Below are 12,956 nucleotides of genomic sequence, written 5' to 3'. Positions count from 1 at the left end.
CTAGATGTCGAACGAAGAGAAGCTGCTCGACCACCTCAAGTGGGTCACGGCCGAGTTGCGCCAGACCCGTGAGCGTCTGCGAGAGGCCGAGTCCGCCGAGCCGGAGCCCATCGCGATCGTGGGCATGGCCTGCCGCTATCCGGGCGGAGTGCGGTCGCCGGAGGAGCTGTGGCGGCTGGTGCGGGACGGGGAGGACGCCGTCTCCGGCTTTCCCATGGACCGGGGGTGGGGCACCGAGGAGCTGTTCGACCCGGACCCCGAAAGCTACGGGAAGTCCTATGTGGACCAGGGCGGATTCTGCTACGACGCGACCGAATTCGACGCGGCCTTCTTCGACATCAGCCCCCGCGAGGCCCAGGCCATGGACCCTCAGCAGCGGCTGCTGCTGGAGACCGCGTGGGAGGCGTTCGAGCGCGCCGGGCTCAATCGGGAGTCGCTGAGCGGCAGTAACACCGGGGTGTTCGCCGGGGTCGGTTCGCATGACTATCTGTCGGTCATCGGCAATATCACCAGCGAGGTGGAGGGCTACGTCGGCGCCGGGAACCTCGGCAGTGTGGTGTCCGGCCGGGTGGCGTACTCGCTCGGCCTGGAGGGTCCGGCCGTCACGGTGGACACCGCGTGTTCCTCATCGCTGGTCGCCATCCACCTGGCCTCTCAAGCGCTGCGCCAGGGCGAATGCGATCTGGCCCTGGCCGGCGGGGTGGCCGTGATGGCGACGCCCGGCGCGTTCATCGAGTTCTCCCGGCAGCGTGGCATGGCCCCGGACGGCCGTTGCAAGCCGTTCGCGGCGGCCGCCGACGGCACCGGATGGGGCGAGGGCGTCGGGTTGCTCGTCCTGGAGCGCCTGTGCGAGGCGCGGCGCCGCAACCGCCGTATTCTCGGAGTGATCCGGGGTTCGGCGGTCAACCAGGACGGCGCAAGCAACGGCCTTACGGCGCCCAACGGGCCCTCGCAGCAACGGGTGATCCGACAGGCGCTCGCCAACGCCCGGCTGTCGCCGTCCGAGGTCGACGCGGTCGACGGACACGGCACCGGGACCACGCTCGGCGATCCGATCGAGGCGCAGGCGCTGCTGGCCACGTATGGCCAGGGCAGGCCGGAGGACGGGCCGCTGTGGCTCGGCTCGATCAAGTCCAACCTGGGGCACACCCAGGCCGCCGCCGGTGCGGCCAGTGTGATCAAGATGGTGATGGCGATGCGGCATGAGCTGCTGCCCGCCTCGCTGCATATCGACGAGCCGACGCCCCACGCCGACTGGGCGTCGGGTGCGGTGCGGCTGCTGACCGAACCGGTTGCCTGGCCGCGTGGGGAGCGTACGCGCCGTGCGGGTGTGTCGGCGTTCGGTATCAGCGGTACGAATGCCCATCTGATCCTTGAGCAGGCTCCCGAACCGGCCGAGGCCACCCGCACACCGGACACGTCGCCGGACGGTGCCTCGGTGGGTGGTGTGGTGCCATGGGTGGTGTCCGGACGTGGCCATGAGGCGCTGCGCGGCCAGGCCGCGGCACTGGCCGAACGAGTAACCGCCAACCCCGCGCTCACACCGGCGGATGTCGGCTGGTCGCTGATCAGCACCCGGTCCGTCTTCGACCACCGCGCCGTCATCATCGGCCAACACCGCGACGAACTCCTCGCCGGACTCAACGCCCTGACCACCGGCAACACCCACCCCGCCCTCATCGAACCCCACACCACCACAACCACGGGCAGCACGGGACCAGTCCTGGTCTTCCCCGGCCAAGGCTCACAGTGGCCCGGCATGGGCGCCGGACTCCTCAACACCTCACCCCCCTTCGCCACCCGCATCACCGAATGCGAACAAGCCCTCGCCCCCCACGTCGACTGGTCCCTCACCGACGTCCTGCGCGGCGGCGTCGACGCCGCCGACCTCGCCCGCGTCGACGTCATCCAACCCGTCCTATGGGCCGTCATGGTCTCCCTCGCCGCCGTATGGGACCACCACGGCGTCACCCCCGCCGCCGTCATCGGCCACAGCCAAGGCGAAATCGCCGCCGCCTGCGTCGCCGGAGCCCTCTCCCTCGACGAAGGCGCCCGCATCGTCGCCCTCCGCGCCCACGCCCTCCGCCGCCTCACCGGCCACGGCGCCATGGCCTCCCTCACCCTCAACCACCACCACGCCCGAGAATTCCTCACCGACCTCGGCGAACGCGCCGAAGGGGTGGGCGTGGCCGCCGTCAACGGCCCCGGATCCGTCGTCGTATCCGGACCACCCGAACAGGTCGCCCACGCCGTATCCGCATGCGAAAAGACAGGCCGCCGAGCCCGGCTCATCGACGTCGACTACGCCTCCCACAGCCCCCAAGTGGACGAAATCGCCAAGGAGTTGAGGGAGGTGCTGTCGGGGATCGAACCCGTCCAGGCAGAGGTGGCGTTCTACTCGACGGTCACCGGTGCCCGCATGGACACCAGCGGACTCGACACCGCCTACTGGGTCACCAACCTCCGCGAACAAGTACGGTTCGCCGACGCCGTACAAGCACTCCTCGACGACGGCCACCGCGTATTCATCGAAGCCAGCACCCACCCCGTCCTCACCATCGGCATGCAGGAGACCTTCGAGGAAGCCGGTGTGCCCGCGGCCGCGGTGCCGACTCTGCGACGGGACCACGGCGACCACACCCAGTTGATGCGATCGGTGGCGCAGGCGTTCACCGCGGGAGTCGCGGTCGACTGGGCCCGCTGGTTCCGCGCCGACCCCGCACCCCGCGCGATCGACCTGCCCACCTACGCCTTCCAGCGACGGCGCTACTGGCTGGACGGGCGGGGTGGCCACAGCGGTGACCCGGGCGACCTCGGACTGGGGTCCGCCGGTCATCCGCTGCTCGGCGCCGCCGTGGAACTCGCGGAGGGCGGAGCGCATGTACTCACCGGCCGGCTGTCGCCGCGGACCCACCCTTGGCTGAACGACCACCGGGTCCTGGACACCGTCCTGCTGCCGGGCACCGCCTTCGCCGAACTCGCCCTGCACGCCGCCGCGCGGACCGGCTGTGACCAGGTATCGGAGCTGACCCTGCACGCGCCACTGGTGATTCCGCAGGGTGAGGCGGTCGATGTGCAGATCGCCGTGGCCGCTCCCGATCACACCGGGGAGCGTCCCATCACGGTGCATTCCCGGCCGGCGGCCGACGCGGGCGACATGGCGGACACTGACGACGCGGCCTGGACCCGGCATGCCACCGGGGCGCTCGCCACCTCCTCCGCGGCCGACTCCCGGGCCCTGGACGGCGCCTGGCCGCCTCCCGCGGCCACACCACTCCCCGTCGAGGACTTCTACCGTCAGCTCGCCGACCACGGCTATCACTACGGACCGTCCTTCCAGGGCCTCACCGCCGCCTGGCGGCTGGACGGCGCCGTCTACGCCGAGGTGTCCCTGCCCGAAGGGGAGCGCGACGGCGCGGCCAGGTACGGCATCCATCCCGCCCTCTTCGACGCCGCGCTGCACGCCCGGGCCCTGGACGTCGTCCCCGGTTCCGAGGACGCACACCGGGTCCTGCTCCCGTTCACCTGGAGTGGTCTGCGGCTGCGCGCCACCGGGGCGGACACCCTGCGGATCCGCATCACCCCGACGGCACCGGACCGGCTCACGCTGTTCGCGGCCGATCCGACCGGCGCCGCGGTGGTCGTCGTGGACGATCTGATCCTGCGCCCGGTGCCGGACGGGCAGTTGGGGCGGGCCCGTGCGGCGGGCAGGAACGCGCTGTTCCAGGTCGCCTGGACACGGCTGACACCGGCCGAGTCCGCCCCCGCCTGCCGTTCGGCCGTGATCGGTCCGGACGGCGGCCTCCTGGCCGATGCGCTGCCCGGCGCCACTGGCCTTCCGGATCTCGCGGCCGTACGGGCGGACGTGGCGGACGGGGCCCCGGCCCCCGATGTGGTGTTCGCCTTCTTCGGCTCTCCCGCCGATGTGCGCGACAATCCGGTGGAGCGCACCCATGACCTCGGCAAACACGCCCTCGGGGTGTTGCGGGAGTTCCTCGCCGCACCCGAACTCGCCGACGCTCGGCTGGCCGTGGTCACCCGTGGCGCGGTCGCCACGCGCAGCCATGACGATGTCCACGATCTGCCCGCCTCGGCCGTGTGGGGTCTGGTGCGCAGCGCCCAGTCGGAGAACCCCGGCCGGGTCCTGCTGCTCGACCTCGATGAACGGGACGCCTCACTACGCGCCGTGGCCGACGCCGTGGCCTCGGGCGAGCCTCAACTGGCGCTGCGCGAGGGTGTGACGTATGTCCCGCGGCTGGTCCACGACGACGTGGCCAAGCGGCTCGCCGCGCCGGAGGGGTCGGCCGCGTGGCGTCTGGGGCTGACCGGCCACGGCAGCCTGGACCAGCTCGCGCTGGTCGACTGCCCGGACAACACGCGCCCGCTTGGCCGTGGCGAGGTCCGGGTGGCGCTGCGGGCGGGCGGGGTGAACTTCCATGACGTGGTCGTGGCGCTGGGCATGGTGGAGGATCCCAGGCCACTGGGTGGCGACGGTGCGGGCGTGGTCGTCGAGGTGGGGCCGGAAACCGACGCGTTCGCGGTGGGCGACCGGGTGATGGGGCTGTTCAACGGCACCGGGCCACTGGTCGTCACCGATGTCCGGATGATCACCAGGATCCCGGCGGGGTGGTCGTACGCCCAGGCGGCGACCACACCGTCCGCCTTTCTCACGGCCTACTACGGTCTCGCCGATCTCGCGGGGCTGCGGGCCGGGGAGAAGCTGCTGTTGCACGCGGCCACCGGCGGAGTGGGCCTGGCGGCCGTGCAGTTGGCACGCCACTGGCGGGCCGACGTGTATGCCACGGCGGGCCCCACCAAGTGGCATGCCCTGCGAGAGCGCGGATTCGACAACCGTCACATCGCCTCCTCCCGCACTCTCGACTTCGAGGAGGGGTTCCGCACCACCGCGGGTTCCATCGATGTAGTGCTCAATTCGCTGGCCGGTGACTTCGTGGACGCCTCCTTGCGGCTGCTGGCGCCCGGCGGTCGCTTCATCGACATGGGCCGGACCGATGTCCGCGACCCCGAGGAGGTCGGCGCCCGCTATCCGGGCGTGGTCTACCGTGCGTTCGACCTGGTCGGCGGCGCGGGCCCGGACCGTATCCAGCGAATGCTGGCCGAGTTGTCGGCCCTGTTCGAGGACGGGACGCTGCGGCCGTTGCCCACCACCCTGTGGGATATCCGCCGGGCCCCCGAGGCGTTCCGCTACTTCAGCCAGGCCCGCCACATCGGCAAGATCGTGCTGACGCTCCCCACCGCCCTCGACCCGGACGGCACAGTCCTCATCACCGGTGGTACGGGCACCCTGGGCGCCGCCACCGCCCGCCATCTGGTGGCCCAGCACGGCGTACGGCGGCTGCTGCTCATCAGCCGCCGGGGCCTCGACGCCCCGGGGGCCACGGAGCTGGCGGCCGAGCTGACCGGGCTCGGCGCGCGGGTCTCCATCGCCGCGTGTGACGCGGCCGACCGGGCCGCGCTGGCCAAGCTGCTGGAGACCGTCCCCGACCGCCATCCGCTCACCGCCGTCGTCCACGCCGCCGGGCTGCTGCGCGATGCCACGGTCGAGGCGCTCACACCCGATCAGCTCGATGAGGTGTTGTGTGCGAAGGCCGACGCGGCGTGGAATCTGCATGAGCTGACCCGCGGCGCGGGGCTGTCGGCGTTCGTGTTGTTCTCCGCGTCCGCCGGGCTGCTGGGCGCCGCGGGACAGGGCAACTACGCGGCGGCCAACACCTTCCTGGACGCGCTCGCCGCGCACCGGCATGCCCAGGGCCTGCCCGCCACCTCCCTGGCCTGGGGGTACTGGGCGCAGGCCACCGGGATGACCGGAGGGATGACCGACGCCGACCGGGCGCGGCTGGCACGGGCCGGGATGATGGGCCTGGAGACCGAACAGGGTCTCGCACTGCTCGACATCGCCCTCGACAGCGGCCTTCCGTCCCTGGCACCCATCCGGCTCGACCTCGCCACCCTGCGGCGGGAGGCCCACGCCGACGATCTGCCGCCCCTCTTCAGGAGCCTGGTGCGCGGCACCGCCCCGCAGGCGGCCACCGGAGCCGCCGGCCCGGGCGGCGCGGCACCGGCGGAAGCGTTCGCCACCCTGTCCGAGGAGGACCGGCAGCAGGCGCTCCTCAAGCTGGTGCGCAACGCCACGGCGACGGTGCTGGGCCATGACACGGCCGATGCCATCCACCCCGCCCAGAACTTCCGGGAGCTGGGCTTCGACTCGCTGACCGCGGTGGAGCTGCGGAACCGGCTGGGCGCCGCCACCGGTCTGCGGCTGCCCGCCACGCTGGTCTTCGACCACCCCACGCCCACCGCGGTGGTACGGCTGCTGCGGGAGCTCCTCGTCCCGGCCGAAGTGGCGCCGGGGGCCTCGCTGCTCACCGGCCTCGACACCCTCGACGCCGCCTTGACCGGGGGTATCGCCGACCGCGAGCAGCGGGCCCGGATCGCGGTGCGGCTGCGCGAGCTGCTGCGCAAGGTGGACGGCCCGTGGCATGGCGAGGACGGTGACGACCCCGCCGAGGAGGATCTGGAGTCGGCCAGCGACGAGGAGTTGTTCCAGGCGCTCGACAACGAGCTGACCGTCCCCTCCGACGACAGTCTCCGATGAACCGCTGAATCAGGACCGCCGAATCAGGACCCCTAGCGGGGCCCCAGACAGAGCCCCTGACAGGACCGCCGAAATCAGGACCGCCGTGACGATCGGGTTGATGCGATATGACGGATGACGAGAAGCTCCGCAGCTATCTCAAGCGGGCGACCGCCGATCTGCGTCTGGCCAGGCGGCAGTTGCGCGAGGTCGAGGACCGCGCCCGGGAGCCCATCGCCATCATCGGGATGGCCTGCCACTTCCCCGGCGATGTGGCCACCCCCGAGGACCTGTGGCGGGTGGTGGACGAGGGTGTGGATGTCATCTCCTCGTTTCCCGAGGACCGTGGCTGGGACCTGGAGAACCTCTACGACCCGGACCCGGAGCACGCCGGTACCAGCAGCGCCCGCGAGGGCGGGTTCCTGCGCGATGTGGCCGATTTCGACGCCGAGTTCTTCGGGATCAACCCGCGTGAGGCCGCGGCGATGGATCCGCAGCAGCGGCTGCTGCTGGAGACGGCGTGGGAGGCGTTCGAGCGCGCGGGGCTGACGCGGGACGCGCTGAGCGGCAGCGGCACCGGGGTGTTCGCCGGAGTGGACTCGTACCACTATCTGTCACTCATCGGCCAGACGACCGGCGACTCGGCGGGCTATGTGGCCACCGGGAACCTCGGCAGCGTGGTCTCGGGCCGGGTGTCGTACTCGTTCGGCCTGGAGGGGCCCGCGGTCACGGTGGACACGGCGTGCTCGTCGTCACTGGTGGCCACGCATCTGGCGGTGCAGGCGCTGCGGCAGGACGAGTGTTCGCTGGCGCTGGCGGGCGGGGTGACGGTGATGGCCACGCCCGGCGGGTTCACCGAGTTCTCCCGTCAGCGCGCGCTGTCCCCGGACGGGCGGTGCAAGGCGTTCGCCGCGGCGGCGGACGGCACGGGCTTCTCCGAGGGCGTCGGCCTGGTGCTGCTGGAGCGGCTGTCCGACGCACGGCGCAACGGCCATCGGGTGCTGGCGGTGATCCGGGGTTCGGCGGTCAACCAGGACGGCGCAAGCAACGGCCTTACGGCGCCCAACGGGCCCTCGCAGCAACGGGTGATCCGACAGGCGCTCGCCAACGCCCGGCTGTCGCCGTCCGAGGTCGACGCGGTGGAGGCACACGGTACGGGTACGACGCTGGGTGACCCGATCGAGGCCCAGGCGCTGCTGGCCACCTACGGCCAGGACCGGCCGGAGGGACATCCGCTGTGGCTGGGCTCCGTCAAGTCCAACATCGGGCACACCCAGGCCGCCGCCGGAGTGGCGAGCATCATCAAGATGGTGGAGGCGCTGCGGCACGGGGTGCTCCCCGCCTCGCTGCACATCGACGAGCCGACACCGCATGTGGACTGGGGCGCGGGCGAGGTGCGGCTGCTGACCGAACCGGTCGAGTGGGCGGCGAACGGACGGCCGTGCCGTGCGGGTGTGTCGTCGTTCGGCATCAGCGGTACGAACGCTCATCTGATCCTTGAGCAGGCTCCCGAACCGGCCGAGGCCACCCGCACACCGGACACGTCGCCGGACGGTGCCTCGGTGGGTGGTGTGGTGCCATGGGTGGTGTCCGGACGTGGCCATGAGGCGCTGCGCGGCCAGGCCGCGGCACTGGCCGAACGAGTAACCGCCAACCCCGCGCTCACACCGGCGGATGTCGGCTGGTCGCTGATCAGCACCCGGTCCGTCTTCGACCACCGCGCCGTCATCATCGGCCAACACCGCGACGAACTCCTCGCCGGACTCAACGCCCTGACCACCGGCAACACCCACCCCGCCCTCATCGAACCCCACACCACCACAACCACGGGCAGCACGGGACCAGTCCTGGTCTTCCCCGGCCAAGGCTCACAGTGGCCCGGCATGGGCGCCGGACTCCTCAACACCTCACCCCCCTTCGCCACCCGCATCACCGAATGCGAACAAGCCCTCGCCCCCCACGTCGACTGGTCCCTCACCGACGTCCTGCGCGGCGGCGTCGACGCCGCCGACCTCGCCCGCGTCGACGTCATCCAACCCGTCCTATGGGCCGTCATGGTCTCCCTCGCCGCCGTATGGGACCACCACGGCGTCACCCCCGCCGCCGTCATCGGCCACAGCCAAGGCGAAATCGCCGCCGCCTGCGTCGCCGGAGCCCTCTCCCTCGACGAAGGCGCCCGCATCGTCGCCCTCCGCGCCCACGCCCTCCGCCGCCTCACCGGCCACGGCGCCATGGCCTCCCTCACCCTCAACCACCACCACGCCCGAGAATTCCTCACCGACCTCGGCGAACGCGCCGAAGGGGTGGGCGTGGCCGCCGTCAACGGCCCCGGATCCGTCGTCGTATCCGGACCACCCGAACAGGTCGCCCACGCCGTATCCGCATGCGAAAAGACAGGCCGCCGAGCCCGGCTCATCGACGTCGACTACGCCTCCCACAGCCCCCAAGTGGACGAAATCGCCAAGGAGTTGAGGGAGGTGCTGTCGGGGATCGAACCCGTCCAGGCAGAGGTGGCGTTCTACTCGACGGTCACCGGTGCCCGCATGGACACCAGCGGACTCGACACCGCCTACTGGGTCACCAACCTCCGCGAACAAGTACGGTTCGCCGACGCCGTACAAGCACTCCTCGACGACGGCCACCGCGTATTCATCGAAGCCAGCACCCACCCCGTCCTCACCATCGGCATGCAGGAGACCTTCGAGGAAGCGGGGGTCGACGCGGTGACCGTCCCGACCCTGCGGCGCGACCACGGCGGCCCGGACCAACTGGCACGGTCCGTGGCGCAGGCGTTCACCGCGGGGGTCGCGGTCGACTGGGCCCGCTGGTTCCCCGCCGACCCCGCACCCCGCGTCATCGACCTGCCCACCTACGCCTTCCAGCGTGAGCGGTACTGGCTGGACGGAGCGGGCGGGCCGGGTGGCGATCCGGCCGATCTGGGGCTGACGTCCGCGGGCCATCCGCTGCTCGGCGCCGCCGTGGAACTCGCCGACGGCACCACCCATGTGCTCACCGGCCGCCTCTCCGCGCGGTCCCATCCGTGGCTCGCCGAGCATGTGGTGGCGGGTGCGGTGCTGGCGCCGGGCGCGGTGCTGGTGGAGTGGGCGCTGCGGGCGGCCGACGAGGTCGGCTGTGGCGGGGTGGAGGAGCTCGCGCTCCAGGTTCCGCTGGCGCTGCCCGAGTCCGGTGGGCTGCGGGTGCAGGTGGTGGTGGGCGCGGCGGCGGAGGACGGGCGGCGTGAGGTGCGGATGTACTCCCGCCCCGACCGGCTCGACGGCCCCGACCGTCCTGGTGGTCACGCCCCGGCCCTCGATTCCGGTCCGGACGCGGGGTGGGTGTGTCATGCGGTGGGCGTGCTCGCACCCGCTGCCGAGGTTCCCGCACCGGTGGAGGGTCTGGGCGGGGCGTGGCCGCCACCGGGCGCCGAGCCGCTGGACATCGGTGCCTTCTACGAGCAGGTGATGGCGGCGGGTTACGGATACGGCCCGGCGTATCAGGGGCTTATGGCCGCGTGGCGCCATGGCCGGGATGTCCTCGCCGAGGTGGCGCTGCCCGATGCCGCGGGTGGCCGGGACGGCTTCGGCATCCATCCGGCGCTGCTGGACGCGGCGCTGCATCCGTCGCTGCTGATGGACCGGCCCGAGGGGCAGGAGGACGACGGCCAGGTGTGGTTGCCGTTCGCCTGGAACGGCGTATCCCTGTGGGCCACCGAGGCGGCCACCGTACGGGTGCGGCTGTCGCGGGACGAGGAGCGGCAGTCCCTGCGGCTGACGGTGGCGGACACGGTGGGCGCTCCGGTGCTCACGGTCGATTCGCTGGTGACCCGTCCGGCCGCGACGGACCGGCTGCGTACGGCCGGGGCCGGCCGTGCCGTGGACGGGCTGTTCACCCTGGACTGGACGCCGCTGCCCGCCGCGGCCACCGCGCCGTCCCCGACGTCGGTGGTCGGCGAGGGCGGCTGGGTGGTGCTGGGCGAGGACCGGCTGGGGCTGGCGGAGCGGGTCGCGGCCGGGGTGGGCCCCGATGCCACGGTGTGCCATCCGGACCTGGAGGCGCTGATCGCGGCCGTGGACGCGGGTGAGCCGGCCCCCGCCGTCGTCCTGGTCCATCCATACGCCGCTGAGGGTGGCCACGGGGACGGGCTGGGGGCGGTCGAGGAACTGCTGGGGCTGGTGCAGTCCTGGCTGAGGCGACCGGCCCTGGCCGATGCGCGGCTGGTGGTCGTCACACGGGGTGCGATGGCGGCGGGCCGTCCGGGCGAACACACCGATGAGCCCGACGGCACCGCGCTGGATCCGTCGAGTGCCGGGGCGTGGGGGCTGATCCGCAGCGCCCAGTCGGAGAACCCGGGCCGGTTCGTACTGCTCGACCTCGATGAGGGCCGCGAGAGTCGCGAGGGTCTGGTGGCGGCCGTGGTGCGCGCGATCGAGTCGCATGAGCCCCAAGTGGCGCTGCGGGACGGACGGGTGCTGGTGCCCCGGATGGCCCGCGCGAAGGCAGCGACGGCCACGCCGGCCCCGGCCGTCGACGACCAGGACGAGCGGGAGAAGACCCCCGGACTCGACGCCGGTGGCACCGTGCTGATCACGGGTGGCACCGGCACCCTGGGCGCTCTGGTCGCCGAGCATCTGGTGCGCACCTGGGGAGTCGGGCATCTGCTGCTGGTGAGCCGCAGCGGTCCGGAGGCCGTCGGTGCCGATGAACTCGCCGACAGGCTGACGGAGTTGGGCGCCGAGGTGCGGATCGCCGCGGTCGATGTCACCGATCCGGACGCGGTGGCCGCTCTCGTTGCCGGGGTCGATCCCGCGCATCCGCTGACCGGTGTCGTCCACGCGGCCGGGGTACTGGACGACGCCGTCCTCACCACCCAGACGCCGGAGCGGCTGGCGCGGGTGTGGCGTCCGAAGGCCACGGCCGCGGCTCATCTGCACGCCGCGACCGCGGAGTTGCCGCTGTCCCTGTTTGTGATGTTCTCCTCCACGGCGGGCACGCTGGGCGCCTCCGGGCAGTCCAACTACGCTGCGGCTAACGCCTATTGTGACGCCCTGGCCGCCCGGCGCCGCGCCCTCGGCCTGCCGGGTCTCTCGGTGGCATGGGGCCTGTGGGCGGATGCCAGCGGGATGACCGGGCATCTGGAGGAGGCGGACCGGGCCAGGATGGCCCAGTCGGGCATCGGGGCGATGTCCAGCGAGCGAGCGCTGGGGCTGCTGGACGCCGCCGTGCGCCACGGCCACCACCATCTGATCGCCATCGATCTGGACGTACGGGCCCTGGCGGGACAGCCGGCGCTCACCCTGCCCGCTCCGCTGCGGGCGCTCACCGGTGGCGGTACGGCGCGGCGCACCGCGGCCACCGCCCGGCCGCATACCGACTGGGCCGGTCATCTGGCCGCGCTGCCACTGGAGGAGCGGCGGCGCACGCTGCTCGGTCTGGTCCTCACCCATGCCGCGGCGGCGCTGGGCCATTCCGACCCCGGGCGGATCCAGACCGAGCGCGGCTTCCTGGAGCTCGGCTTCGACTCGCTGACCGCGATCGAACTGCGCAACAGGCTGACCGCCGTGACCGGGCTGCGGCTGGCCACCACCCTGATTTTCGACCATCCGAATCCGGCCGCGCTCGCCGCGCATCTCCATTCGGAACTGGCGCCCGAGGACGTGGATCCGCTCACCCCGATGCTGGGCGAAATCGACAGGATGGAAGGCGCGCTGCTTTCCGTGGCCCGGGACGGGGCGGCGCAGGAAGCGCTGCTGGGGCGCCTTCAGAGCACGTTGTCGAAATTGGGCGCCCTGCACGGCGGCGGAACGGAGGAAGGGCCCGCGGCCGGCCGTATTCAGGACGCCACGGCCGACGAGATCTTCCAGTTCATCGACCAGGACCTTGGCCGAAGCGACAGCAACGGAGAGCATGCGCATGGGGGCACACGGTGATTGATGAGCGAAGCCGGAAGAAACTCATCCTCGAGCACAGCCGCCGGATGAACGCCGCGGATATCGACGGGCTGCTCGAACTCTACGCGGACGAGGTGACTTTCGAGGATCCGGTCGGTTCGGGGCGCAGGGCCGGGCGGGACGCCCTTCGTGAGCATTTCGAGGAGCTCGCCGCGGCGGGTATCAGCGAGATTCCCGGTGAGCCGGTCGCGGGGCAGGACGGTGTGCATGTCCTGGTGTCGGTGACGGCCACCATGGACTATCTGCCCAAGGGCCCCGGATACACCGAGCGCGGCTGGCTCCCGGCCCCGGACAGCCCGGAGGACTCCCGCATCACCTGGGACTACGTCCTGATGATGCGCGCGGGGGCCGGCGGTCTCATTCAGGAACTTCAGATGTTCTGGGGGAGGTCGGACATTGATATCACCGGCTGA

At 72.0% G+C, this 12,956-nt stretch carries 3 protein-coding genes; all 3 read left to right on the top strand.

The window, feature by feature from the left end:
- Nucleotides 1–4 precede the first annotated feature (4 nt).
- The 3 genes from ACK1X7_RS43625 (at nt 5) to ACK1X7_RS43615 (ending at nt 12,956) form a co-directional block, all read left to right on the top strand.
- A complete protein-coding gene (locus ACK1X7_RS43625; RefSeq protein ID WP_413116582.1) occupies nt 5–6,616 on the top strand; it encodes an SDR family NAD(P)-dependent oxidoreductase in 6,612 nt (2,203 codons plus the stop codon).
- Nucleotides 6,617–6,723: 107 nt separating this feature from the next.
- Entirely contained in the window at nt 6,724–12,522 is a 5,799-nt protein-coding gene (locus ACK1X7_RS43620; protein ID WP_413116581.1) for a type I polyketide synthase, read from the top strand.
- Complete coding sequence (locus ACK1X7_RS43615; protein ID WP_413116580.1) at nt 12,519–12,956, top strand: nuclear transport factor 2 family protein; 438 nt, start codon at nt 12,519–12,521, stop codon at nt 12,954–12,956. Before ACK1X7_RS43620 ends, ACK1X7_RS43615 begins: the two co-directional genes overlap by 4 nt.

Origin of the sequence: Streptomyces sp. CY-1 (assembly GCF_047218265.1) — a bacterium.
GTDB classification, from domain to species: domain Bacteria; phylum Actinomycetota; class Actinomycetes; order Streptomycetales; family Streptomycetaceae; genus Streptomyces; species Streptomyces niphimycinicus.
The sequence above is the reverse complement of the archived record's forward strand: the minus strand, read 5'-3'. Positions and strand labels throughout refer to the sequence as shown.

Coding starts and splice junctions, on each gene's coding strand:
- ACK1X7_RS43625 (WP_413116582.1), top strand. CDS start 5: ATGTCGAACGAAGAGAAGCTGCTCGACCACCTCAAGTGGGTCACGGCC.
- ACK1X7_RS43620 (WP_413116581.1), top strand. CDS start 6,724: ATGACGGATGACGAGAAGCTCCGCAGCTATCTCAAGCGGGCGACCGCC.